This window comes from Microbacterium oxydans, from assembly GCF_006540085.1.
GTDB lineage: Bacteria > Actinomycetota > Actinomycetes > Actinomycetales > Microbacteriaceae > Microbacterium > Microbacterium oxydans.
The window spans coordinates 104,044-127,599 of sequence record NZ_BJOG01000002.1 but is presented as its reverse complement, the minus strand read 5'-3'; the positions used below and the strand labels follow the sequence as shown (position 1 = coordinate 127,599).

31 protein-coding genes and 1 tRNA gene are annotated in these 23,556 nt (G+C 66.2%); 14 read left to right on the top strand and 18 right to left on the bottom strand.

Annotated elements, in window-relative coordinates; genetic code table 11:
- Positions 1 to 63 precede the first annotated feature (63 nt).
- Entirely contained in the window at positions 64 to 351 is a 288-nt protein-coding gene (locus tag MOX01_RS06465) for a WXG100 family type VII secretion target (protein WP_058631004.1), read from the top strand.
- Positions 352 to 414: 63 nt separating this feature from the next.
- Here the strand turns inward: MOX01_RS06465 and groL are convergent, their stop codons facing one another.
- The 4 genes from groL to MOX01_RS06445 all read right to left on the bottom strand — a co-directional run bounded on the left by groL (position 415) and on the right by MOX01_RS06445 (position 4,066).
- Complete coding sequence (groL, locus tag MOX01_RS06460) at positions 415 to 2,034, bottom strand: chaperonin GroEL (protein ID WP_058631003.1); 1,620 nt, start codon at positions 2,032 to 2,034, stop codon at positions 415 to 417.
- A gap of 124 nt (positions 2,035 to 2,158) precedes the next feature.
- Complete coding sequence (locus tag MOX01_RS06455; protein WP_307723494.1) at positions 2,159 to 2,725, bottom strand: LytR C-terminal domain-containing protein; 567 nt, start codon at positions 2,723 to 2,725, stop codon at positions 2,159 to 2,161.
- An 81-nt stretch (positions 2,726 to 2,806) separates the two neighbouring features.
- On the bottom strand, positions 2,807 to 3,064 hold the full coding sequence (locus MOX01_RS06450; protein WP_058631002.1) for a DUF3263 domain-containing protein: 258 nt from the start codon (positions 3,062 to 3,064) through the stop codon (positions 2,807 to 2,809).
- A gap of 9 nt (positions 3,065 to 3,073) precedes the next feature.
- Entirely contained in the window at positions 3,074 to 4,066 is a 993-nt protein-coding gene (locus MOX01_RS06445) for a DUF2332 domain-containing protein (RefSeq protein ID WP_141368952.1), read from the bottom strand.
- 71 nt (positions 4,067 to 4,137) lie between these two features.
- Between MOX01_RS06445 and msrB the strand changes: the two genes are divergently transcribed.
- Positions 4,138 to 4,542 carry a peptide-methionine (R)-S-oxide reductase MsrB gene (gene msrB / locus MOX01_RS06440; RefSeq protein ID WP_017828933.1) on the top strand — a complete coding sequence of 135 codons (405 nt, stop codon included), beginning with the start codon at positions 4,138 to 4,140 and terminating at the stop codon, positions 4,540 to 4,542.
- Positions 4,539 to 5,102 (top strand): nitroreductase family protein, encoded by a 564-nt coding sequence (locus MOX01_RS06435; protein ID WP_058631000.1) that lies wholly within the window; start codon positions 4,539 to 4,541, stop codon positions 5,100 to 5,102. Before msrB ends, MOX01_RS06435 begins: the two co-directional genes overlap by 4 nt.
- A gap of 1 nt (position 5,103) precedes the next feature.
- Here MOX01_RS06435 and MOX01_RS06430 read toward each other — a convergent pair whose 3' ends face one another.
- Complete coding sequence (locus MOX01_RS06430) at positions 5,104 to 6,015, bottom strand: DMT family transporter (RefSeq protein ID WP_141369145.1); 912 nt, start codon at positions 6,013 to 6,015, stop codon at positions 5,104 to 5,106.
- Between the two features lie 48 nt (positions 6,016 to 6,063).
- Between MOX01_RS06430 and MOX01_RS06425 the strand changes: the two genes are divergently transcribed.
- The 5 genes from MOX01_RS06425 to MOX01_RS06405 all read left to right on the top strand — a co-directional run bounded on the left by MOX01_RS06425 (position 6,064) and on the right by MOX01_RS06405 (position 10,564).
- On the top strand, positions 6,064 to 6,744 hold the full coding sequence (locus MOX01_RS06425) for an SOS response-associated peptidase family protein (RefSeq protein ID WP_227750912.1): 681 nt from the start codon (positions 6,064 to 6,066) through the stop codon (positions 6,742 to 6,744).
- A 96-nt stretch (positions 6,745 to 6,840) separates the two neighbouring features.
- On the top strand, positions 6,841 to 7,752 hold the full coding sequence (locus tag MOX01_RS06420) for an ABC transporter ATP-binding protein (RefSeq protein WP_141368950.1): 912 nt from the start codon (positions 6,841 to 6,843) through the stop codon (positions 7,750 to 7,752).
- A complete protein-coding gene (locus MOX01_RS06415; RefSeq protein ID WP_046746539.1) occupies positions 7,749 to 8,564 on the top strand; it encodes an ABC-2 transporter permease in 816 nt (271 codons plus the stop codon). Before MOX01_RS06420 ends, MOX01_RS06415 begins: the two co-directional genes overlap by 4 nt.
- A 9-nt stretch (positions 8,565 to 8,573) precedes the next feature.
- A complete protein-coding gene (locus tag MOX01_RS06410; protein WP_141368948.1) occupies positions 8,574 to 9,848 on the top strand; it encodes a sensor histidine kinase in 1,275 nt (424 codons plus the stop codon).
- Complete coding sequence (locus tag MOX01_RS06405) at positions 9,845 to 10,564, top strand: response regulator transcription factor (protein WP_061018031.1); 720 nt, start codon at positions 9,845 to 9,847, stop codon at positions 10,562 to 10,564. The genes MOX01_RS06410 and MOX01_RS06405 overlap by 4 nt, the downstream gene beginning before the upstream one ends.
- Here the strand turns inward: MOX01_RS06405 and MOX01_RS06400 are convergent.
- Together MOX01_RS06400 and ppk2 are read right to left on the bottom strand one after the other, a co-directional pair.
- Complete coding sequence (locus MOX01_RS06400; protein ID WP_141368946.1) at positions 10,527 to 11,480, bottom strand: aldo/keto reductase; 954 nt, start codon at positions 11,478 to 11,480, stop codon at positions 10,527 to 10,529. The genes MOX01_RS06405 and MOX01_RS06400 overlap by 38 nt on opposite strands.
- A gap of 66 nt (positions 11,481 to 11,546) precedes the next feature.
- On the bottom strand, positions 11,547 to 12,395 hold the full coding sequence (ppk2, locus tag MOX01_RS06395; RefSeq protein WP_371861846.1) for a polyphosphate kinase 2: 849 nt from the start codon (positions 12,393 to 12,395) through the stop codon (positions 11,547 to 11,549).
- Between the two features lie 182 nt (positions 12,396 to 12,577).
- Between ppk2 and MOX01_RS06390 the strand changes: the two genes are divergently transcribed.
- Complete coding sequence (locus MOX01_RS06390; protein ID WP_061018027.1) at positions 12,578 to 12,901, top strand: DUF7882 family protein; 324 nt, start codon at positions 12,578 to 12,580, stop codon at positions 12,899 to 12,901.
- A gap of 30 nt (positions 12,902 to 12,931) precedes the next feature.
- On the opposite strand, the gene MOX01_RS06385 is transcribed toward MOX01_RS06390, so the two are convergent.
- On the bottom strand, positions 12,932 to 13,210 hold the full coding sequence (locus tag MOX01_RS06385) for a hypothetical protein (RefSeq protein WP_061018024.1): 279 nt from the start codon (positions 13,208 to 13,210) through the stop codon (positions 12,932 to 12,934).
- Positions 13,211 to 13,325: 115 nt separating this feature from the next.
- Between MOX01_RS06385 and MOX01_RS06380 the strand changes: the two genes are divergently transcribed.
- Positions 13,326 to 13,958, top strand: coding sequence for a hypothetical protein (locus MOX01_RS06380; RefSeq protein ID WP_141368942.1), 633 nt, complete (start codon positions 13,326 to 13,328; stop codon positions 13,956 to 13,958).
- A 39-nt stretch (positions 13,959 to 13,997) separates the two neighbouring features.
- Here the strand turns inward: MOX01_RS06380 and MOX01_RS06375 are convergent, their stop codons facing one another.
- Both MOX01_RS06375 and MOX01_RS06370 read right to left on the bottom strand, forming a co-directional pair.
- Positions 13,998 to 14,396 (bottom strand): VOC family protein, encoded by a 399-nt coding sequence (locus MOX01_RS06375; protein ID WP_058630992.1) that lies wholly within the window; start codon positions 14,394 to 14,396, stop codon positions 13,998 to 14,000.
- Positions 14,397 to 14,681: 285 nt separating this feature from the next.
- Complete coding sequence (locus tag MOX01_RS06370) at positions 14,682 to 14,864, bottom strand: helix-turn-helix domain-containing protein (RefSeq protein WP_141368940.1); 183 nt, start codon at positions 14,862 to 14,864, stop codon at positions 14,682 to 14,684.
- A gap of 157 nt (positions 14,865 to 15,021) precedes the next feature.
- Between MOX01_RS06370 and MOX01_RS06365 the strand changes: the two genes are divergently transcribed.
- Complete coding sequence (locus tag MOX01_RS06365) at positions 15,022 to 15,234, top strand: hypothetical protein (protein WP_141368938.1); 213 nt, start codon at positions 15,022 to 15,024, stop codon at positions 15,232 to 15,234.
- 115 nt (positions 15,235 to 15,349) lie between these two features.
- On the opposite strand, the gene MOX01_RS06360 is transcribed toward MOX01_RS06365, so the two are convergent.
- The 4 genes from MOX01_RS06360 to MOX01_RS06345 form a co-directional block, all read right to left on the bottom strand.
- Complete coding sequence (locus tag MOX01_RS06360) at positions 15,350 to 15,979, bottom strand: zinc ribbon domain-containing protein (protein ID WP_141368935.1); 630 nt, start codon at positions 15,977 to 15,979, stop codon at positions 15,350 to 15,352.
- Between the two features lie 124 nt (positions 15,980 to 16,103).
- Positions 16,104 to 16,409, bottom strand: a complete 306-nt coding sequence (locus MOX01_RS06355) for a hypothetical protein (RefSeq protein ID WP_141368933.1) — start codon at positions 16,407 to 16,409, stop codon at positions 16,104 to 16,106.
- Positions 16,410 to 16,570: 161 nt separating this feature from the next.
- Complete coding sequence (locus MOX01_RS06350) at positions 16,571 to 17,137, bottom strand: hypothetical protein (RefSeq protein ID WP_141368931.1); 567 nt, start codon at positions 17,135 to 17,137, stop codon at positions 16,571 to 16,573.
- Positions 17,138 to 17,363: 226 nt separating this feature from the next.
- The gene (locus MOX01_RS06345; RefSeq protein ID WP_230977816.1) at positions 17,364 to 17,639 is read right to left on the bottom strand and encodes a hypothetical protein; all 276 of its coding nucleotides are present in this window, start codon (positions 17,637 to 17,639) and stop codon (positions 17,364 to 17,366) included.
- Between the two features lie 435 nt (positions 17,640 to 18,074).
- Between MOX01_RS06345 and MOX01_RS06340 the strand changes: the two genes are divergently transcribed.
- Entirely contained in the window at positions 18,075 to 18,989 is a 915-nt protein-coding gene (locus MOX01_RS06340; protein ID WP_170224163.1) for an FRG domain-containing protein, read from the top strand.
- Between the two features lie 166 nt (positions 18,990 to 19,155).
- Positions 19,156 to 19,851, top strand: a complete 696-nt coding sequence (locus MOX01_RS19115; RefSeq protein WP_170224161.1) for a hypothetical protein — start codon at positions 19,156 to 19,158, stop codon at positions 19,849 to 19,851.
- 257 nt (positions 19,852 to 20,108) lie between these two features.
- On the opposite strand, the gene MOX01_RS06325 is transcribed toward MOX01_RS19115, so the two are convergent.
- Both MOX01_RS06325 and MOX01_RS06320 read right to left on the bottom strand, forming a co-directional pair.
- On the bottom strand, positions 20,109 to 20,852 hold the full coding sequence (locus tag MOX01_RS06325) for a hypothetical protein (protein ID WP_141368925.1): 744 nt from the start codon (positions 20,850 to 20,852) through the stop codon (positions 20,109 to 20,111).
- 351 nt (positions 20,853 to 21,203) lie between these two features.
- Positions 21,204 to 21,506: a hypothetical protein gene (locus MOX01_RS06320; RefSeq protein ID WP_141368923.1), complete on the bottom strand. Its 303-nt coding sequence runs from the start codon at positions 21,504 to 21,506 to the stop codon at positions 21,204 to 21,206.
- Between MOX01_RS06320 and MOX01_RS06315 the strand changes: the two genes are divergently transcribed.
- A complete protein-coding gene (locus MOX01_RS06315) occupies positions 21,499 to 22,224 on the top strand; it encodes a site-specific integrase (protein ID WP_141368921.1) in 726 nt (241 codons plus the stop codon). The genes MOX01_RS06320 and MOX01_RS06315 overlap by 8 nt on opposite strands.
- 81 nt (positions 22,225 to 22,305) lie before the next feature.
- Here MOX01_RS06315 and MOX01_RS06310 read toward each other — a convergent pair.
- Positions 22,306 to 22,378 (bottom strand) — tRNA-Thr (locus tag MOX01_RS06310).
- 45 nt (positions 22,379 to 22,423) lie between these two features.
- Positions 22,424 to 23,368, bottom strand: coding sequence for a thioredoxin domain-containing protein (locus MOX01_RS06305; protein ID WP_058630991.1), 945 nt, complete (start codon positions 23,366 to 23,368; stop codon positions 22,424 to 22,426).
- Between the last annotated feature and the right edge of the window lie 188 nt (positions 23,369 to 23,556).

The following is a 23,556-nucleotide window of genomic DNA, read 5'->3' as shown; positions in this document are numbered from 1 at the left end:
CTGGTGCGTCTTCATCTGGCCGGGCCCCGTCTAGCCTCGGAACCCCTACGAGAAGGAGTTCCCATGTCTGTCTTCACCGTCGACACCGAAGCCGTCCACGCCGCTCACGGTGCGACACGCGCCACCATCGAGCGCCTCCAGAGCGAGTCTGCGACCCTGATGTCTCAGCTCCGGCAGCTGCAGTCGACCTGGTCGGGCACCGCGTCCAACGCCTTTCAGAACTGCGCTGAGCAGTGGCAGGGCGCACAGATCCACGTGGAACAGGTCCTCGAATCGATCGGCACCTCGCTCGGCTCCGTCGCCACCCAGTACGCGGACGCCGATCAGTACTCCGCCAGCCTCTTCCGCTGACACGCGCCGTGAACGCAGAACGCCCCCGGCCGAAGCCGGGGGCGTTCTGTCATGAAGGCAGGATCAGAAGTCCATGCCACCCGACGGGTCGCCCATCGGAGCAGGAGTCTTCTCCGGCTTGTCGGCGACGACGGCCTCGGTGGTGAGGAACAGAGCCGCGATCGACGCTGCGTTCTGCAGCGCGGAGCGGGTCACCTTGGCCGGGTCGATGATGCCGGCGGCGAACATGTCGACATACTCGCCCGTGGCTGCGTTGAGGCCCTGGCCCGCGGGGAGCTCGGACACCTTGTTCGCGACGACGCCCGGCTCGAGCCCGGCGTTCATGGCGATCTGCTTCAGCGGAGCCTCGATCGCGACGCGGACGATGTTCGCGCCCGTCGCCTCGTCGCCCGAGAGCGAGAGAGCGTCGAGGGCCTTGGTGCCCGACTGGATGAGCGCGACGCCACCACCGGGGACGATGCCCTCCTCGACGGCTGCCTTCGCGTTGCGGACGGCGTCCTCGATGCGGTGCTTGCGCTCCTTGAGCTCGACCTCGGTCGCGGCACCGGCCTTGATGACCGCCACGCCACCGGCGAGCTTCGCCAGGCGCTCCTGGAGCTTCTCACGGTCGTAGTCGCTGTCGGTGTTCTCGATCTCGCGACGGATCTGCGTGACACGACCCTCGATCTGGTCGGCCTCGCCCGCACCTTCGACGATCGTGGTCTCGTCCTTGGTGACGATGACCTTGCGCGCACGACCCAGCAGGTCGAGCGTGGCGTTCTCGAGCTTGAGGCCCACCTCTTCGGTGATGACCTGGCCGCCCGTGAGGATCGCGATGTCCTGCAGCTGCGCCTTGCGGCGGTCGCCGAAGCCCGGAGCCTTGACGGCGACCGACTTGAAGATGCCCTTGAGCTTGTTCAGCACGAGCGTCGCGAGAGCCTCGCCCTCGACGTCCTCGGCGATGATGACGAGCTCCTTGCCGTCCTGGATCACCTTGTCGACGATCGGCAGCAGGTCCTTGATGTTGGAGACCTTCTGGTTCGCGATGAGGATGTACGGGTCCTCGAAGACCGCTTCCTGGCGCTCCGGGTCCGTGACGAAGTAGGGGTTCAGGTAGCCCTTGTCGAAGCGCATGCCCTCGGTGAGCTCGAGCTCGGTACCGAACGTCTGCGACTCCTCGACGGTGACGACGCCCTCCTTGCCGACCTTGTCGATCGCCTCGGCGATCAGTTCGCCGATGGCGGGGTCAGCGGCGGAGATCGAAGCCGTGGCGGCGATCTGCTCCTTCGAGTCGATCTCCTTGGCGCTGGCGAGCAGCTCCTCGGTGATCGCAGCGACGGCCTTCTCGATGCCGCGCTTGAGCGAGATGGGGTCGGCGCCGGCTGCGACGTTGCGCAGACCCTCGCGGACCAGCGCCTGAGCGAGGACCGTGGCGGTCGTGGTGCCGTCACCCGCGACGTCGTCGGTCTTCTTGGCGACCTCCTTGACGAGCTCCGCACCGATCTTCTCGTACGGGTCGTCCAGCTCGATCTCCTTGGCGATGGAGACGCCGTCGTTCGTGATGGTGGGGGCGCCCCACTTCTTCTCGAGAACGACGTTGCGGCCGCGCGGGCCGAGGGTGACCTTGACCGCGTCGGCGAGGATGTTCAGGCCGCGCTCGAGGCCGCGGCGGGCCTCCTCATCGAAAGCAATGATCTTTGCCATGAGTTTTTTCGTCCCTCCTGGACGTAGACGTTGGGTTTAGCACTCAGAGTGAGAGAGTGCTAACGCCATTCTGGCACTCGACACCTTCGAGTGCAAGCCGCCGGAGGTACGGCACCGGCCGAGGTCAGGGGGTGGGCGTCTCGCCGGCCGAGCTCGATCGATCGAGGCCGATGACCACTGTGAACTGCTTGTTGCCCTCCTCGGTCTGACCCGAGTAGTAGTCGCTCTGCTGCACGGCCGCTCCACCGAGCACGTTCGCCAGTCCGATCGCCGCGAGTTCGTCCTCGTCGTTGACGTAGAACACGGTCGTGGTGGCGAAGTCCTGGCTGGAGCTGTCACCGGCGAAGACGTTCTCCGACGCCCATCCGTTGTTGATGAGCAGGTCGCGCATCTGGGTGTCGAGCCCTTCCTCCGGCGTGCCGTTGAGGATCATCACGGAGATGGAGGTGTCCACCACGCCCGTCTCCACCGGGGTGGGAACGGCGCTGGGAGCGGCCTCGGGGAAGAGGGAGATGCGTCCCATGACCACGAGCGATCCGAAGATGCCGGCGATGATGAGCACCAGAGCGGCGACGAAGGACCACAGCAGCACGACCCAGCCGTTCATCCCCGGAGCTTCGGCGCGATGCGCTCCCACCCGTCCGGTGGAACGGGGAACGTCATCGAAGCGATCGCGGGAGGGCTTGGACACCCCTCGATGCTAGCGGCACCTTCCTGGCAATCCGTTCTCCGGCGCGGCACTGCTCGTTCCGAGAGCCTTCCTCGAGTCGCTTCAGCCGACGAAGCCCGGTATCCGAGCCGACCTCTGCCTGGCGCGTGAATCCCTGATCCGGCGCAATCTCCGCACCAGCATGGGGTCGTACTCCAGGGCGGCCTCCGACTCGATCAGGCGTCCGAGGAGCTGGTAGTACCGGGCGGCGCTCATCCCGAGCTGAGCTCGGATGACCTCTTCCTTGGCCGATCCATGGCGTGGCCAAGCGACCTCCAGGGCGAGGATCGCGCGGTCGCGCTCCGTGAGATCTCCGAGCATGAGTCCAGGTTAGGACGCATCAGACAGCGAAGCCGTTCGCCACTCCCACCAGCCCCCGAGCGGATCTGCGGCCGCGCGCACCCGTCCGTCGAGCGCCACCACGAATCCCGGCCAGTCGTCGCCCTCGACCGGCGGCTCCCAGACATCGAGGGCACCGGGCGGATCGATCGTGACCCACCGGGCGTCCAGAGCGGAGATGCGCGCGACCAGCGCCTCCCTCCGGGCCCTCGGGATATGGACCAGCACACCCGGCGTGGTGACGACCAGGGTCGCCCCGCTCGGCGCCGCCGCGGCGAGCGCATCGATCTCCTCGAGGGCATCGCCGGCGACGATCAGAGGCGGATCCGATGCCGCAATTTCGAGCGCGGCATCGATGCGCTCCTCCCGCCCCTCCTCTCCCGGCCACACGAGCCCACGCAGCCAGCGCCGATCGCGTTCATCCGCCGCATCGAGGGGCGCGAGGTCGACGCCCGCCCGCCAGACCACGTCCGGCATCCGCAGCGGAGGCAGCGCGCCCGAGACCCGGCTCTCCAGCACGACGGTCGAGGGTCCGTCAAGAGGATCGAGAACGCTCCTGACCGATCCATCCGCCGCGATGAAGCGATACGAGTAGCGGTCCGGGTAGAGGCACAACCCCGCCGACGCTCCGACCTCGAGCAGCGCGATCGGTCCGGCTATCTCCGACAGCACGGGCAGCAGCGCCGCGAGGCGGAGGGGCTCATTGGTCTGGAGGCTGCGGTTCGCGCACTCGGCGATCACCGCGTCGGCGTTGCGGAGCACGAAGTCCCTCCACTGCGGGTACCCGACGAGTCCGGAGCCGAGCATGCGCGTCACGGCGAACACGAGGGGCGGCTGCCGACGATTCTCCGGGATCCGCTGGAGGATGGCCTTGAGCTCGTCGTCGTCCGCCACACCGGCGGCCCATTCGGCGTAGAGGGCGCTGCGTCCGGGCGCCTCGTCGCGGGCGAATCGTGCGTAGCGGTCCTGCACGGCATCGGTCATCGTCCCATTCTGACGCTGAGCACCCGAGACCTCGTCTCCCGGGAGAGAATGGAAGCGACTCAGGAGGACACATGTCGTACAGCGTGGACAAGACCGAAGACGAATGGCGCGAGGAGCTCGGTGAGGAGCAGTACGCGGTGCTGCGTCAGGCCGCGACCGAACGGGCCTGGACGGGCGAGCTGCTCGACGAGGAACGCGCCGGCCTCTACACCTGTGGTGCCTGCAACGCCGAGCTCTTCAAGAGCGGAACGAAGTTCGACTCCGGGTGCGGTTGGCCGAGCTTCTACGAGTCGATCCGTCCTGACGCGGTCGAGCTCATCGAGGACGACAGCCTCGGGATGGTGCGCACGGAGGTGCGCTGCGCCAACTGCGGGTCGCACCTCGGTCACGTCTTCCCCGACGGATTCGGGACGCCGACCGGCGACCGCTACTGCATGAACTCCATCGCGCTGAACTTCACGCCCGACGCGTCGTGAGCGCTCTCGACGCCGTCCGCGCACGACAGTCCTGGTCGAAGGTCGAAGACACCGCGCCCACCCGCGACGAACTGCTCACGCTGGTCGCGGCCGCCGGTCGCGTGGCCGATCACTCGTCGCTGCGCCCTTGGCGGTTGATCGAGCTGCGAGGCGCGGATCGGGAGGTGCTCGGCGCGGCGATCGCGAAGGCACAGGGCGACTCCTCTCCCTCGTCGAAGCCGCTGCGCGCCCCGCTGCTCATCGCCGTCGTCGCGAGCTACCAGAAGAGCGAGAAGGTACCCCGGTGGGAGCAGGAGGCCGTCGCCTCCGGGGTCGCCCACACGTTGAGCCTTCTCCTCGACGAGGCAGGGTGGGGCGTCATCTGGCGCACGGGCCACTACACGCGAGCCAAGGCCGTCGCCAAGGCCCACGGGCTCGGGAAGAACGAGGAGCTCCTGGGTTGGCTCTACGTCGGCGGCAAGCCCGAACACAAGAAACCGGGACGACGCAAGACCGTCGACGCCCGCAAGCTCGTCACGCGCATGCCGAAGCCGTCAGCCAAGAAGGCGAAGAAGAAGTAGTTCAGCGGCGGCGAGGCCACGGCACCGCGACCACGACAGACGCGACGGCGACCACGACCATCGCGAGCACCTGCCAGAGCGCCGGCCCTGCTGCGGGCGGCCACACCAGGTCGATCACCACCGACGTGGTCAGCTGGCCGAGCACCGACCCCAGGCCCATCAGCAGCACCCCCGTCTGCGCCACGATGAACGTGCCGAGGAGGATGTAGGCGGCGCCGAGGAAGCCTCCGAGGTACAGCCACGGCTCGGCGGGGAGGGCGGCGGGTGCCCCACGGAACGCGATGCTCACGCCGGACGCCAGCGCGAGGACCACGGTTCCGGCGACGAAGCTCATCAGGGTCGCGGCCAGAGGTGAGCGCGCGCGCTGGGCCACACGCCCGTTGGTCGCTGCCTGCCACGCGATGCCGACCCCGGCCGCGAACGGCAGGAGCAGCATCCACAGCGGCGCTGACGCCAGCACGTCCCCGGACAGCGAGATGCCGACCGCGGCGAGCGCGAGCGCACCTCCCAGGACACGTCCCGGCGTGACCGCGACGACGCCGGCCGGTCCGAATCCGATGCGATCGAGCACCAGACCGTGCACGGTCTGTCCCGCCACCACGCCGACCGTGAACAGCGAGACGCCGAGGACTCCGGCCGTGAGCCCCTGGGTGGAGACGGTGAGTGCACCGCAGGCGCCTCCGAGGAGCATCCAGAAGGGGATCGTGCGCTGTCGGACGCCGCTCCAGAGACGCGCCACTCCCCGTCGAGCCGAGGGGAGGCAGGCGATCACGATCGCGAGTGCCAGCAGGCCGACGGAGAAGGAGAGGAAGCCGGCGACGATGCCGTCGTCCACGCGCACCCCGAGCACGCCGTTGATCCGCGCCTGGATCGCCGTCATGACCCCGATCGCGACCGCCCCTCCGAGTGCCACCGGGGCAGGGATTCGACGAGGCTCTGGCACCCGTCGACCCTACCCGAGATGCTGCCCGCTCCCTCCCACCCGGATGTCGGCGCCCCGCGCTACGCTGACGGCATGTGCGCGAGCTACGGTCTCGATCCCCGATTCACCGATGCAGAGCTCCTCGCCGCGGCAGACGACGCGGTGCTCGAGGGCCTGCGCGTCTGGGCGCAGGAGAACGCGGGTGAGACCGTCCGTCCTACCGGCAAGAACCTGCGCAACCTCAATCCGCTGATCGTGCAGCCCGACACAGCGCCGACGCTGGAACCCGCATGGTGGGGTTTCCTCGTGAACGGCGAGCCGGCGAAGTTCCCGTCGATCAACACCCGCTCCGAGCGCCTGCAGGAGCGCCCGGGCGGCGCGAAGTCGCGAGGGATCGTCCCGGCAACGAGCTGGTACGAGATGCAGAAGCCGTCCCGGCAGTGGAACGAGTTCATCGTCGACGACGGCACCCTGTTCGGCATGGCCGCCGTGACGCAACGCGGCCGCACCGCAGACGACCAGTGGTACACGTGCTACTCGATCGTCATGCGCCCCGCGCCTGCGCACCTCGTCGATCTCCACGATCGGATGCCGCTGCTCATCCCGGCGTCGCTGAGCCACGACTGGCTGACGGCTCCGGTTTCGCGGGAGATCATCGACGAGGCGATCATCGCGTCCGACGAGATGGCCGCGCGGGTTCAGGCTCGTCCGCGCCGCTGACACACCGATACATCCGCCGTCGGTCGGACGCCTCGGCACCAGATGTGTACCTGAGGGGGACGCGCACTCCCGACCTCGCTCCGTAACGTTGTCCTCATGATCACAGCAGAAGGCCTCACCAAGAGGTTCGGAGACAAGACCGCCGTCGACGACGTGTCGTTCACCGTCCAGCCGGGCAGCGTCACCGGCTTCCTGGGCCCGAACGGTGCGGGGAAGTCGACCACCATGCGGATGATCGTCGGCCTCGACCGTCCCACGTCGGGGCGCGCCGCCGTCGCAGGCCGCGAGTACCGCAAGCTCCGCGCCCCGCTGACGGAGGTGGGAGTGCTTCTGGACGCCAAGGCGGTGCACACCGGCCGCACGGCCCGCAACCACCTCCGCGCGATGGCAGCGACCCACGGCATCCCCTCCTCGCGCGTCGACGAGGTCATCGACCTCGCCGGCATCGAGTCCGTGGCCCGCAAACGTGCGGGAGGGTTCTCGCTCGGCATGGGCCAGCGGCTGGGCATCGCCTCGGCGCTGCTCGGCGATCCGCACACGCTGATCCTCGACGAGCCGGTCAACGGCCTCGACCCCGAAGGTGTTCGCTGGGTGCGTCAGTTCGTCCGTCATGCCGCAGGGGAAGGGCGCACCGTGCTCCTCTCGAGCCACCTGATGAGCGAGATGGCACAGACCGCGGATCACGTCATCGTGATGGGACGTGGGCGCGTGCTCGCCGATGCACCGCTCGCAGATCTCGTCCGGTCATGGACGAGGAACACGGTGCGGGTGCGCACCCCGCGACCGGCCGACCTGGCTGCGGCCGTCGGCGGACCCGACGTGGAGATCGCGAGCTCCGCTCCCGACCTCCTCGACATCGTGGGCCTGCCCGCTGCGCGGATCGGCGACCTCGCCGCCGACCGCGGTATTCCGCTGCACGAGCTCACCCCGACCACCGGTTCGCTGGAAGACGCCTACCTCGCTCTCACCGGCGACTCCGTCGAGTACCGCACCAAGGAGATCTCATGACCACGACACAAGCCCCCGCACCCACGCGGCCGCGCGTCGACACCGGTCGGAAGCTGACGTTCGGGCGTGCACTGCGCGGCGAGTGGATCAAGCTCGCCACACTGCGCTCGACCTGGTGGTCCATCGGGATCGCTGCAGCCCTGACCGTCGCGATCGCCGTGCTCATCGCCCAAGCCCTCGACATGCCGGACTTCGAACCGATCCAGGCCGTCATCATGCCGATCCAGTTCACCATGCTGCTCGCCGGCATCATCGGTGCGATCTCCGTGACCGGTGAGTACTCGACGGGCATGATCCGCTCGACGCTCACGGCGAACCCGGTCCGCGGCTCGGTGCTGGCGGCGAAGTCGACGGTACTGGCCGCATTCATGTTCATCTCGTCGCTGGTGATCTTCGCCGTCGCGGCGCTCGCGGTCACGCTCATCGTCGCGCCGCGCGATCAGGGCATCGAGTGGTCGGACCCGTCCGCATCGCTGCTGCCGATCGTCGTCGCCTCGCTCGCGATGGCCGTCTTCGCGCTGATCGGGGTCTCGTTCGGCTTCATCCTGCGCTCGGGCGCCGGAGCGATCGCAGCGACTGTCGGTGTGCTGTTCGTCCTGCCGATCGTCGCGAGCTTCTTCTCCTTCGCCGGCGACGCCTGGGCATGGGTCACCGAAGCGTCGGCGTACCTCCCGGTGGCAGCCGCACAGTCCGCGATCATGCCCGGTGAGACGGCTGCTCTCGACGCCCCCGTCGCGTTCCTGACGCTGGGCTGCTGGGTCGCCGGTGGCGCCCTGGTCGCGTGGGGCGTGCTGCGCACGCGCGACGCGTAAAGTCGGCCTGTGAGCAGAACGCGAAGCCGCAGCGACTCGATCCGCGAGGACGAGGAGCTGCGGCTTCCGCGTGCCCCGGGTCTCTTCCGGCGGTTCTGGGCTCGTCACCCGCTCTTCGCCGACATCCTGATCGCGCTGATCTGCCTGTTCCTGACGCTCACTCCGGCCGCGCCCTATCCGCGCAGCACGCTGCCCGAGGCCACGTACGTCACTGTCAACATCGCCACCCTGGTCATGGTCGCGATCGGATGCAGCACCCTGCTCTGGCGCCGTCGAGCGCCGCTGGGTCCCTTCATCGCCGCCGTGATCCTGGGAACCGTCGGGCTCTTCACCGGCATGTCGGGCGGCATCGTGCTCCTGCTCGTGGCCTGCTACGGCATCGCGGTCTACAGCTCGGCCCGCCTGGCGTGGATCTGCTACGGGATCGGCGCTGCCTGGTTCCTCGTGCTCACCACGGTGCTCATGCTGAGCGGGGCCACCGTACTCCAGGTCGGGCTCGACACCGCCCTCGGCTACGCGGCGCTCGGCCTCATCGGCACCCTGGTCGGCGTGAACGTGGGTGGCCGCAAACGCTATCTCCTCGCCATCATCGACCGTTCGCGCCAGCTGCTGATCGAGCGCGACCAGCAGGCGCAGCTCGCGGCCGCATCGGAGAGAGCACGCATCGCACGCGAGATGCACGACATCGTCTCCCACTCGCTCACCGTCATCGTCGCGCTGTCCGAGGGAGCGGCGGCCACCCCCGACCGCGAACAGGCTCAGAAGGCCGCGGCGCACGTCGCGGACACCGCCAGAGGCGCACTCACCGAGATGCGCGCGATGCTCGGGGTGCTGCGCGACGACGAGTCGCCGCTGCCTTTGGCCCCTATGCAGCCCGTGCCCGCACGAGACACCGTGGAAGCCGCTCAGCGCGCAGGCTACCCGGCGACGCTCACCGTGGTCGGGCAGACGGAGGTCTCCCCCGCTGTCGCGCACGCGATCGGCAGGATCGTCCAGGAGGGCGTGACCAACGCCATGCGTCACGCCCCGACGGCCGAGAGCATCAGTGTGCGCCTGGAGTACACGAGCGACGCCGTGACGATCGAGATCGTGAACGACGGCGTCTCCGGCGCGATCGGGTCGGACGGGTTCGGCATCCGTGGCCTGTCGGAGCGCGCCGCCCACGTGCACGGCACGGTGCAGTCGGCGCCGGCAGGTGGAGGACGATGGGTCCTGCGGGCGGTCCTGCCCGCATCGGGGGGCGCGTCCGTCGCACGGGCGCAGACGAGAGAGGAAGAGGGATGACGCAGAGGATCAGGGTGCTGCTGGTGGATGACCAGCAGCTCATCCGAGTCGGGTTCCGGATGGTCCTCGAATCGGAGGACGACATCGTCGTGGTCGGCGAGGCAGGAGACGGCAGGGCGGCCATCACGCAGAGCGCCGTGCTCGCGCCCGACCTGGTGCTGATGGACATCCGGATGCCGGAGCTCGACGGGATCGCCGCCACGGAGGCGATCATCCGGGACCGTCCGCAGACCAAGGTACTCGTGCTGACGACGTTCGATCTGGACGAGTACGCGTTCGGGGCGATCCGGGCGGGGGCGAGCGGATTCCTGCTGAAGGACGCGCAGCGACACGAGATGATCTCCGCCGTACGCGCCGTGCATCGTGGCGATGCCGCGTTGTCTCCTCGCATCACGAGAACGCTGCTGGAACATGTGACGCCGCAGCTCGGCGCCGCCGCGGCTCCTGCACCCGCCGAGAGCGCCGCTCTCGAGTCGCTCACCGAGCGCGAGCGCGACGTGTTCGTCGCGATGGGCCGCGGCCTCACCAACGCAGAGATCGCTCAGACGCTCTACGTCGGCGAGTCCACGGTGAAGACGCACGTCGGTCGGGTCCTCGCGAAGCTCGGTGCCCGTGACAGGATCCACGCGGTGATCCTGGCGCACCGGCTCGGGCTCGTCGGCGACGAGAGCCCGCCGATCACGCGTTCGTCGGCGTCCACTCCGAGACCCGATTGAGCCGCTGCACCTCTTCGCTCGACAGTTCGAGGCGCGCCCCGGCGAGAAGATCGGGAACCTGCTCCACGCTGCGCGCACTCGCGATCGGGGCGACCACCGTCGGCTGCGCGCGAAGCCAGGCGAGGGAGGTCGCGGCGATGGAGGCATCGTGCGCATCCCCGATCTCCTCGAGGGCGTCGATGATCCGCAGTCCCGCCTCGGTCGCGTACTTCGCCGCTCCCTGCGCGCGCGGCGAATCCTGGCCCACGGTCTCCGTCGACCGGTACTTTCCCGTGAGGAAGCCACTCGCCAAGGAGTAGTAGGGCACGAGTCCGAGTTCGAACTCCTCGGCGACCGGGATGATCGAGTCCTCGACCTCGTTGCGGTGCACGAGGTTGTAATGCGGCTGCACGGCGACGGGGAGCGCCACACCCGTGCGCCGTGCGATCTCGATCCACTCACGGATGCGATCGGCGGAGTAGTTCGACACCGCCACGTGACGCACGAGACCGTCGTCGACGAGCTGTCCGAAGGCTGCGACGGTCTCCTCCAGGGGAACCGACGTGTCATCGAAGTGGGCGTAGTACAGGTCGATCTCATCGACGCCCAGACGCCGCAGCGATGCCTCGGCGGCCCGACGGACGTTCGAGGCGGCCAGACCGCGGAAGTCCGGATGCTGACTCACCTTCGTGGCGACGACCACCCCTGCGGGCTTCCGAGACGCGAGCCACTCGCCGATGATCGTCTCGCTCTCGCCGCCCTCGTTTCCCGGAACCCAGGCGCTGTACGAATCGGCGGTGTCGATGAAGTCGCCGCCGCCGTCCACGAAGGCATCCAGCACGGCGAACGAGGTGTCGCGGTCGGCTGTCCAACCGAACACGTTGCCGCCGAGCGAGAGGGGGAGGACGTCGAGGTCACTTGTTCCGATGCGAGTCATGACGATCACAACAGTCGATCCCATCGCCCGCATTCCCGGATGACGCCGTGTTGCGTCGGGTGCCGGTCACGGCGTCGGCGTCTCGTCGTCACCGTAGTGCTGCGACGGACGGGTGACGAGCAGCGGATCCGGCGCGTGAGCGATGAGAGGATCCTTGCCGGGATAGTCGAAGCGGGTGAGGACACACCGCATCGCTTCCAGTCGCGCTCGTCTCTTGTCGTCCGACCTGATGACGAGCCACGGAAGTGCCGCGGTGTCGGTCTGGCGGAACATCGCCTCTTCCGCTGCCGTGTAGTCATCCCATCGATCGATGCTCGCGACGTCGGTCGGGCTCAGCTTCCACTGCCTGACAGTGTCTTCAGCCCGCCGGGCGAAGCGTCGACGCTGCTCGTGCTCACTGACCGAGAACCACAGCTTGATGAGCCGTATGCCCGAGCCGACGAGCATGCGCTCGAACTGCGGTGCCGTCTGGAGGAACTCCTCGTACTCGGCAGACGAGCAGTACCCCATGACCCGTTCGACCCCCGCACGGTTGTACCAGGAACGATCCATCAGGACGATCTCGCCACCCGACGGCAGGTGCGCGACGTAGCGCTGGAAGTACCACTGCGTGCGCTCGATGTCGCTGGGTCTGTCGAGGGCGACCACACGCGCACCGCGAGGATTCAGATGCTCCATGAATCGCTTGATCGCGCCTCCTTTTCCCGCGGCGTCGCGGCCTTCGAAGAGGACGAGCGCACGTTCGGATGAGCGCTTGATGTGCGCCTGCAGTTTCAGGAGCTCGATCTGCAGCAGCCGCTTCTCGCGCTCGTACGCGGCGCGCGCAAGCTTCTCCGTGACATCGTGCCGCCCTTCCGGCGTCGTCGCTTCCGGCATGAGCGCTCCAGGGATCCCGCCTTCAGGAGGCAAGCGCAGGTGGCCGCGGCGGGGAGTCGGCCACCTGCGCCGTCTTCGACCTGGCGCATCCGCAGGACCGCCAGGAAACTCAACAGTCAGTAACATATCACCGTCTAGTGCGATACTCCGGAATGGTCTCGCCTCCGCGTGCCGCTAAGGGCAGAAGCGGGTGGGAGGTGTCGGCGGATAGGGTTTCCCCCATGGGAACGATCCAGTACGGCAACGGCGATGCGATCCACATCGAGGATCGGGCGCTCGCACATCTGAAGGTGGTCATCGCGACGAAACTGCGGCGCAACGAGAGCTTCACCCTGTCGTGGCGTCACCCTGACAGCGACTCCCCCGGGCGCTCGACGATCTGGCTGCACCCGTCGATTCCGCTCCGTTTCACCTTCGACGAACCGGAGGCGCCGCAGTTGAACCCGAAGTGGATTCAGGACCTCATGCAGTCGGCGAGCTCGACAGGCGGGATCAGCCTGATCGAAGAGGTCGTCGAGGCGCCGCCGATCGACGAAGCGAGCTGAACTCCCCCGCGCCGGACACGCAGGGAGACGTCAGTCCGTCTTCCACACGGAGAGCAACTGCCATCCCTCCGGCACCTGACCCTCGAGCGCGGCCATGTCGTCGGCCTCGATCTCGCGAATCCCGTCGCGGCGAAGGAACTTGCCCTCGACAGAGCGCATCGACCCGGCCTTCTCCATCGTCGCCATGGCCGACACCAGGTCCCACCCTTGGGGAGCCTGAGCCGTGAGCTGCGCGCGGACCTCGACGAGGTCTTCGCCCTTGAGGGTCACGCTGTGGGCTTCGACGGGGCGGATCAGTCCTTTGAGCATCAGACCAGCCTAGGACGCCCGCGTTTCGTTCCGATGCCGGCCGTGCGACCGACGACACCCTCGCGGGAAGCGCTCGGTCACCGGGCGATCCCTGTCGCACTCCTATGCTCGACCTGTGCGCACCTCCGTTCGGCTCGTCAGCCTCGCCGCAGCCGCGGCCCTGTCCATCACCCTCGTCGCATGCTCGGCTCCGAGCGCGGATCCGACCCCGTCTGCGACAGCCTCGACCACTCCGACCGCTGCCCCGAGCCCGACCCCGTCATCGACGCCGAGCTTCGACGCGGCGGACACGTCGACCTGGCTCATCACCGACCAGGGGATCGGCCGCGCAGAGCTCGGTTCGGAGTCGATCGTCGATGCGCTGAGCCCCACGTTCGCCCTGACCGACCCCTGCGAAGACCTGGAGTACTACGAGACGGCGGAGGGCGCACAGGCCAGCTTCGGGATCATCAGTCACCCCGGAGAGAGCGGCGTGAGCGGCATCACCATTCGCGTGCCGGGCGATGTCCCCCTGTCCGGCCCCGTGGCGACCTCACCTCTCACGGAGAGCGGCATCGGCCTGGGATCGACGTTGGACGAGCTCACCACCGCGGAACCGGACGGGGCATTCGACGCGGCATCGGGGACCTCCGGCTACGTCGTCGGCACGAGTCCTCGGTGGATGGTCTTCGAGGTCTCCGAAGCCGAGCCGTTCGTTCGCGGCATCACCGTCACGGACACGCTTCCCGCAACCGGCTTCTGCAGCTGAACTCCGACCCGGAAGGCGGAGGACACGAGTGACGCGTTCCTAGTCATCTGTCTCGAACGCGAGGGTGTTTCCGTCGGGATCTTCCACCCAAGCGATGCGACCACCGCCGGCACGGGGGCCGATCCCTCGTTCGTCTTGGTCGAAACCGTCGTAGTGGACGAGTTCAGCGCCGGCCGCCGTCAACTCTGTGACGATCGCATCGAGGTCGTCGACGTACCAAGTGGCGACCGTCGAGTGCGTCGACCCCGCCGTCGGGGTCTCGAAGACGTTGAGCATGGTGCCCTGCCCGCACGCGTAGAAACGCGCGCCCCCCTCGATGTCGGCGCTCGGACCGATGCTTGCGGGGACGAGCCCCAGTATGCCTTCGTAGAAGGCCACGGATCGCTTGATGTCCTTCACGCCGATCGAAGCCCTCACCGGAAAGTCGCCTAGAGTCATGCGCCCATCCTGGTGTCAAGGACGGGCTCGCGTCCACGCCCTGGTCACGATCAGTGCGACGACGAAGGCCCGCATCCCCGGTGTTTCCAAGGGGATGCGGGCCTTCGTGTGCGGAGCCGACTACGGGACTCGAACTCTACTTCGCGACGCGTCAGAGGGCGGCATCCGCGGGATGACGGTCACAATCGCCCACCGTCAGCCACCGATAACCGCGCTCAGGTGTGGGCAACCGTGGGCAAAACGTGGGCAAGTCGCGCCGCTCTCGCGCGGGTCGCGGCTCCGTTCCTAGTGCTGCTCGATGATGCGGTAGACCTGCATGCGCGAGAGCCCTGACGCGCGCGCGATCTCGGTCGGGCTCATCTTTGGATCGCCGGTCGCCGCCGCACGGATGGCGGAATTGCGTTCGGTCCGCCACTTCTCGAGCTGCGCGACGGCCTCGCGAATGCGTTCTGCGAGGTCAGCGGTCACGGCGAGCCCCTCGGATCGCAACGACGAGAGCGGCGACGCTCAGCGCGAATGCCGCGATGCTGATCACCCAGATCACGGGTTCCATGATGATGCCCCTTCGGTACGATGAGAGCGGTAACGCTGTGCAACTCGACGACGAGTAACTATCCTGACGCGCATGGAACGCAGCGATCTGTGCCTCCCTGATTCGGCCATAGCGTGGCTCACCGCCACCTCGGACCAGGTCCAAGCGCTCGGCATCCAGTGGAACGCCGACCCGGATAACGCCAACATGGCCGATATCGTCGACACACTCCTTGCCCTCACCGAGACCCAAGCTCGGATCATTGCTGAACTGGACCGCCGGATCCAGTCGCTCCAACGCCCGTAGCTGACGTCCCCATGGGCGTCGGTGGTGACGGGCTACCACCCACCAGCAAGCAGTGTTAACGTGGCGGGCATGAGCAAGTACGTGTTCTGGCTGGGCATCTTCGCCGTTGGTGCCATCAATGCGTACCTGGGCTCGGTAACTCAGACGCCTGCGGGAACGGTTCTGGGGATTGCAGCGGCGCTGCTGGCCCTGTGGGCTGCGCTCGCGTTGATTGCGACTGTTCGCTCTGCGCGGAGCGCACGGTCTCATCGAGTATCTGCTCGAGCTGCTGGGGAGTGACACCGCCGCTGTTGTTGCTCGTAATCCACATCAGGATCGAGATCAGGACAGCAAGCCAGGCGGCAATATTCGACGAAGTGGGACCACGAAATTTCTCGAGCCACGGTTGGATCGCGGGGACGTTCTCTTCGATGGTCTTCTCAAGGGCACGGACCGTTTTCTCGTCATCCGTAGCTGGGTCTACCCTCCGCAGCTGTGCCCATCTGACCGTGGCGTCGATCCGGTGGCGTTGTTTCGGAGTGAGCCGAATGATGAGGTCGCGGGACCACGGCGGCGCGTCGATCACTTCTATCGCGTCTTCCGATATCTTGAAGCGCCCATCCATGATGCGGGCTTCGCGGCCACATCTTGGGCAGCTCTCAGCGTTGCCTACCAGCGTGACCCCTGCGCTCCCGGGTCCGCTGATCGCAAGGCCCTGGGACTCGAAGTCGTGACCACAACTGTCGCAATGCGCATAGACCGGCATCCCTGGATTATAGTGCTCACACCGAAAACGACCCCGCCCAGCAGAAGCCGGGTGGGGTCGTATGCCAGCGTTCGAGTGCGCTCACTCGTACTAGGCAGAGTTCGTGAGGTGATTATGGAAATAATCAGTTGGCGTCGTCGCCTTCTGTGACCGCAATAGCCCACATATTCGAGTTCTCCGCGGTGCCGCGCACGGTAACCTCTTCTGGGTTGAGCACTTGAATCTGATTTCGGGTGCCCGGATCCGTTTCGTCGGTCAAGCATTGTTGAGTCATCTTTGCCGATCCAACCACGTCGACGGTGACGACGCCTGTGCCGTAGCACTTGATATAGACCACCACATAGCTGGCCGTGGTCGAGACTGGGCCGATTTCGTCGGCTCCTCTCACGGAGGACAACGCCCCGAGTGGCTTTTCGGCACTGGCCCACATTGCGTCTACCGTTGCAGGCGGAGTTGCGGGCGCCGCGGGTTCTGCAGCGGGAGGAGTGGACGGTGCGGACGTCGGCTGCGGGGTGGGCGTGCCGCCTCCTAAGGTGCACCCGCTCAGCGCAACCGCCAAGACTCCGACGAGAGCGACACCACGTGTACGACTCACGCGGGGCTCGTGCTTGTGTCCCAACCCACCCGGAACGCAGCCCGAACCAGGGACGCGTTCTTCCTCTCGGTGATGTTGCATACCGTGCCAATTCCTTGCCAGTACTGTTCTTCGCCTCGGATCGATGAGTTCCAGATCCCGTACTCACCGTATCCGTATGACCGTGGAGGCACGGTGATCTCGATCGTGTTGCCGATGCCGGCCGTTACGCTCCCTTGGAAAGTCACGCCGTACTCCGCGCTCGCGGAAGCGAGTTTGGCATCGATGCCAACATTGAAAGAGCCGCCGGCGATCGCTGTCATCGTTGCTTCCGCCGTTGAAGTGAAGGTCACCTTGGCGGGAGCGTCCGTGCCGTTGTGGTTGAACTGCATCGGCCCGACAGGGAGCCACCCGTCCACCACCTCGCGCTCGAGTGGCAGCCAGCGCCATCCGCTCGAACAAACCCCCTGTCGGTTTTCTGTTTGATCATCAGTTACGCTATCTTCCGCAAGTGCGGGCACGGCGCCGCTCAGGCTCACTATTGCAGCGATAACTCCAGCGGCTAAAATATTGGACTTCTTCACAGTATTTCCATTCGTCGATGAATATCACGACGAGAGAATTCCAAGCTGTCAGATGCTGACACTTTGAAGAACCTCGTCACTTCGACGCTATCGACGGCTCCCCGACCTGTCTGTAGGCCGTTCGGGGGACAACTTCTTACAACAAGCGCGAAATGCAGCGCGGCCGAACGACGAAAACCCCACCCAGCCTGGCGGCTGGGTAGGTTTGTTCCACGAACATTTGCGGTCAGATGACCGTGGGCGAGGTGCGCTGTTCGAGCTCGGTCGCGCTGTTCTTCGTGATGAGCGCGTAGCTAACCTGAGCGACGACGATCGCGAGCATTACGAGCGCCGGCCACGTGGGTACGGTGTCGCCGGTGTAGACGAAGTAGAAGGCGAGCACGATGGCAGTGAGCACGATCGGGATGAAGATGGCGAGGATCCTCTTGACCGTCGGCGACCACTTCGGACGCCGGATGAGCGCCTGCACGTAGGGTGCCGCGAGCGCGAGCAGCACGAGCACGCCGGAGGGGATGGTGGGCAGTTCGATGTTTACGACTTCTCCGTGTTGGTGATCGCATCGGTCAGCCGACCGATGTCCTTTCTGAGGCCACGCACGTCCGCGCACCTCGCCTATTTCGAGCCGCCCCGCCTGTACGTCTCTTGCGAGCGAGAGCTCGGGCTGCGGCGACGGCGGCAGAGTGTCGCGCGCGCGGATGCGGAGCATTCTTGATCGAGCGCTCGAGCGCTCGAGCGCATCGGCGACACTCTCGTCAGCGAAACTCGCCATGCCTGTCACCTCCTATACGCGCGCGACCCCCTATCGCCGAGTCCGGGGAGAGAGGAACCGACCGCGCGGGGGGTGTTCCGGGCGCAGCAATAGCTAGAAACTCAACCGTCCCTTCCCCTCCCTTTGGAACTCTTGTGCCAGGGAAACTAGGACGGCATGCATACGGACATGTCACTTTGGCCCGCGTGGATGCGCTACACATCGGAGAAAGCTCGACACCCGGACTTCGCATCGCAAGGAGCGAACACTCACGTCGATGCGGCATCGGATGTCATGACGGCGATTGCTGGGATTACTCTGCGTGGCCCGAAGGAAGGCGTCGTCTGGCGCGGACAGGCTGACGAAGCCTGGCGGCTGGTGTCGAAGGCCGGCCGCGAAGGCCTCCCGTCTACACAAATTTACGACAACGAGCGAGCCATGATTCGAAAGGCTCGTCGACTGGGTATCGACGGAGCCCAGCGGATGGGAGATTGGGAGATACTCGCTCGGCTGAGGCACCACGGTGCGATCACGCGTCTCATCGATTGTTCGACTGACCCGTTCGTAGCGCTTTGGTTCCTGTGCGATGACGACTCAAGCGATAACCAAGGCCGAAGCGTCAGAGAAGTCGACGGGGTCTTACTGGCGATGAAGCGTTCGCAATTCACGGAGATCGATCGTCCGTATAGCGCTGACACGTATGAGGCTGCGTTTGATAACTCGCATCACCCGGCGCGGATGCTCTACGCAACACCACCGATAGATGCTCGGATCGCGGCGCAACGAGGCGTGTTTGCCTTCTACAGTGCGCCGGAGTCATCGTCCGTATGGCCTGAATCCGAGCTCGGACCGCTTTCTCTGCCCTCGCAGAAGTGGGGCGAATCGCCTCACCGTCGTCTCGAGAAACTCTGCGGCCCGTCTGGCCTCGCCAACGAGCGCGGGCGGCGTCAGACCGTTTTCCCGGACGTTATAGCCGTTACCGTGCGAGCAGAGGTGAAGCCGATTTTGCTGGCCATGCTCGAGCAGAACTTCGGCTTCACACGAGACACGATGTTTCCTGATTTCGCTGGGATGGGACAGTACTCTTCTGCCGTGGGGGTCTAACCACCGGCCCAAGCGCGCTTTTCAGCTCTCACGTCCATGCCTGGCTCGGGATACCGAGGCCAGGGCGAGGCGGTCCGTTCGACCGGGCGTTGTTGCACCCGTGCGCGGACGGGCGGAAGTTCGCAGGGTCCTCCTGCAACTCCTCATGTGTCGACACCGGGTAGAAGTGATCGAGCTCGAAGCGGTCATCGTTCGCGTAATCGTCGTGTGGGGCTTCGTAGTCGATGTGATCCTGACCGCACAGCCAGCACGACGCGCGTTCCGCCCGGCACTGCTCACGGAACTCGTCACGCAGCTTGATGAAGCGACGCGTGATCTTCCGCTTGCCTGCCACTACGGCTCCGATCAAGAGTGTCCGGCCCCCTCAGGCTGCGCGCGAAGTAGGTGCACCACAGCGAAGGCAGGCCGGAAAGATGAACAAGCGCCCGACGCGAGCTGGCGTAATACGATCGGCGGCATGCTGGCACTTCTAGCGGCCATCGTGCCGATCGTCGCGTCCATCTACGCGGGCCTGTCGTTCATGGCGGAGGTCGCCGACCAAGCTCGGATAGTGCGTGCTTACGAACGCGTCGAGGCCTGGTATCGCCCCCGCTACAGCGCTTTGATGGCGGAAGCTCGTGACCCCGAACGCCACGGAGGTGCGGACCTCATCATGCGTCGAACCAACGAACTCAACGCTCGTCGCGGGATGCTGCTCGGGTACAACGGGATCAACCCATCGACCAACACGTGTGGGCACCTGAACAGGTTGATGACACCAGCCGCCGCTCCACGAGGCGAAGTGCGGCGCCAATGGGCGATTCTCTTCGGTGCTATCGCTGGCGTGATCCTGCTAGCGCTCGACGCGCTCACCGAGCTTTGAAAACTGTGCCCCGCCGCCCACCGCCGCTCGAGTGTGCGCATCATGCGACCAGCCCAGTGCTGCTCACGCGACGGCTCCCGAACTCATGTCGGCAGCGTGAGGTCATGGCTAGCGGCGGTCGCTCTGCAGAGGGATGTGAGCGTGTGGCGGCGGGACTCACCCGAGAACGACGAAAGCCCCGCCAGATCGGCGAGGCTTCGGGTCATACTTCAGGCGCGAGCACGGCTTAACACGATTGGGAGAAGGCATGGAAACTACTAGATTTCGGCAGCGTCCTCGAGATCCTCCGTGAGGTGCGCGAACACCGTGTCAAGCTTCTCTGCCGCCTGCACGAAGTTGGAGGTTAGCGAGGCACTGATGTTGATGTTCTCGACCTCATGCGCGAGCTCGTTACGCAGGCGCTGGAGACTCCGCGCAATCTCGGCGCTCTCGTGACTGATGAGCTTGCGGTCGAGCAGGCCTGCGCTAAGCACTCCGAGGTTTCTCGCGGAGCTCGGCGGGAGACCGATGAGCATCCCGAGCTTCGTTGCTCTCGCTTCGAGGTGCGCCCAGGCAAGCATCATGCGGCCATACCTCTCGGGGTGGCGGTCGTCGTCGGGGTAGACCAAGCCCAGCCGCGCAGCCGTTTCTGGGTTCGACTCCCAAAAGTTGCGAATCGCCGCAGGACTCCAGACCCGCTTGAGCTCAGCCATGGGATCCGGGATTTCTTCTCTCGATGGCGTCTCGGGCTCTTTGAGTTCTGGTGTGTCGGCCGAGGGGTCGACCGACTCGCGCGTCTCGGCTACGAGCTCAGGCAGGTTCGCCTCATTCAATGACCGAGCGCTCTGCTCAAACCCCTTCTCGAGTTCTACCGTCGCGCCAAAGCCCGCCGCTTTGTGCAGACGGCGCAACACCTCGATGAGTGGCTTCCTGTACACCAGCGCGAGGATAAGGACCACAGCAGGCCAGGCGAATACCTTAAGGTATTCGAGCACCGTGTCGAGCCAGTCCTGTAGTTCCATCAGGTCAGTATGCCCGAACGCCTGCATCGCGACCGGAGAAGGCGGCCCATGCGCGCATCACTCCCCCGGACCCGGCGGACAGGGCCGAGAACTCGTCCTGCGGCTCGGCACCGAGCAAATCGAACACCCAGCGGCAGAACACCGCCGGCTTTGCCCCAGTGACCCGGCTGGGGTCCGTCGAGCGGACACCAGGCCGATAGGTGAGCACGTCGACGCGTCGCGCGGATCCAGACGACGCATCCGTAACGCCGGCACCAGAGCAGCGCATGCTGGAAGAGATCGGTGACTGGTTCGACGGACGCGCCACCGCTGCAGATATCTGCAGAGCCGCCACTGACCGGTTCTGAAGGCTCATCGGTGAACTCCGTACTGCGTGGCGATCGCGCGGTTGATGTTGAGCATCGAGTTCACCTTGGTGTGTAGCGCGCGCTCGGTGCCCTCGGCGTAGTGGTACTCGGCCTTGACGTTGTGCCAGGTCTCGAGTTTGGCCCGGGCGTCGGTGTTCGGCCATCGCGCGGGCGAAGGTCGCGGGGACGTTGTTACGTCCGTAGTGGGCGAGCTGCCGCCCCTGGACCGCTTCATCACCTCGCTGACGAGGTCGTCCGGCGCAGGGTCGACGACGACTGCCCACGTGGTGCTTCGTGGAATGTTCACTCTCGCCGCGCGTCACGGCGCCGTGCGCCCCAGCCCCATGACAGACGTGCCCGCACGGGAGAAGGCGAGGCGAGTTGCGAAGCGCGCCGCGCCAAATCTCGACGTCGTGCGCTCGATGCGTGCTCGGTTCGAAGAATGGGACGCAGGCACTGAGCCACGGTCAGCAGACGATCGGCGGCGTCGGCGTCCGCGCGCGAACGAGCTGCTCAACACGACAGACATGATCATCGGCACAGGCGTACGCACCGGTGAGCTGCTCGCGCTGCAATGGGACCAGCTCGACCTCGACGCGAAGCGCGTCACGGTCCGGCAGACGATCGCGCAGGACCGCGGCGGGAAGCTCTTCGTCCAGGGGTTCACGAAGTCGGATGCCGGCTACCGTGAGCTTGAGCTTCCCGACCACGTTGTCGACATGCTGCTGCGTCGCCGCGTCGCGTCGTACTCCGCGTTCGTGTTCGCGTCGAGCGTCGGCACCTTCCGCCACCCGAACAACTACCGCACCTCCTGGCGCGAAGCGCTTCGCGATACGCCGTGGAAGGGGACGACCCCGAAGAGCTTCCGCAAGACTGTCGCGACGGTCATGCGGGATGAGCTCGGCATCCAGGCAGCGAAGGAGCAGCTCGGGCACGAAGACGAGCGCACCACGCGGTTGCACTACGCCGACGAGGTGCACCGCGGACCCGCAGCCGGACTTGTTCTGGCGAAGCTGTTCATCTGAAAACCATGGATAAACAACGAATCGCCCCGACTCCGTGAAGAAGTCGGGGCGATTTTCTTTGTTTTGATCTGGTGTTTCTTGAGCCGACTACGGGACTCGAACCCGTAACCCCCGTATTACAAGTACGGTGCGCTACCAATTGCGCCAAGTCGGCGGATGCCATCCATCAGCTTAGCGATGGCATCGACCACACCTCGACCTAGGAGGCAGGCGTGGTGGTCGGAGTCGGCGTGGGGGTCGGCGTCTCGCGAGAGGCGTCGCTGGCCACGCTGAGCACGAACTGCGAGAACTCGGCGGGATCGTCGAACGCACCGACGTATGCCTCGCCGTTCGCGACGATCATGGGCGACGCGTTCAGCTTGAGGTCCTTGGAACCGGACAGTGGTCCTTCGAGCGCGCGGGTGGTCGCTTCCTTCGCCCAGCTGACGAAGTCCCCGTCCTCGATGCACGAGCGCACGGCCTTGGTGTTGTCGGTGCCGACGGCGGCTGCGAGGTTGGCGAGATCCTCATCCGACATGCCGTCGCTGCCCACGTCGGGCTGCTTGTCGAGCAGGTCGTGATTGAACGCATAGAACTGTGCAGGCGAGTGACTGGCCACGCAGGCGGCAGCCGCTGCGGACCGCAGCGAGTACTTCGTGCCGTTCGAGCTCGCGGTGAGCAGAGCGACCGGGTGGTAGCTGACCGTGACCGCTCCCTCGCTGATCCAGCCGGCCAGCTGGCGGGCGTTGGCCCGCTCGAACTTGCCCGCGTCCGGCGAGAGGTAGTCGACGTAGACGTGGATGTCGACCTTCTCGGAGGCCGTGGCCTCGGGCGTCGGCTCCACCGGGGCTGCGGCATCGGACGGCTCCTCCGAGGGCGATACCGGCACCTCATCGGACCCCGCCACGGCGGTGATGTCGGTGACGACCACGCCGTCCGACTCCATTCCGGTGGGGGTGAGCTTCGGCTTCGACACCTGTGCTGACACCGCAAGGGTCACCGCAGTGCCGATCGCCCCTACGGCGACGATCGCGACGGCACCGATGATGATCCGTCGCATGAGGCGCGCCCTCGACTGCTGGGCGTGCACTTTCTGAGCCTTCTCCCGCACGACCTCGCGAGAATTGCGAGGTGTGGGGACGTTCGGCGTTTCGTCGCTCGACATCGTTCCTCTTGTGAGTCTGAGGGGGTCCGGGTTGGCCCCGACCGCCGCTCGGCGACGATCGCCGCTGGGCGCGGCCGAGTTCGATGCTAGCCAGTGAGGCTGAGAAATACCCAGGTACCGCTGTTCATGTCATACTGACTTCGACCCAAAGACGGGTCACGGTGGCTCATCCCACCGCTTCATCACTA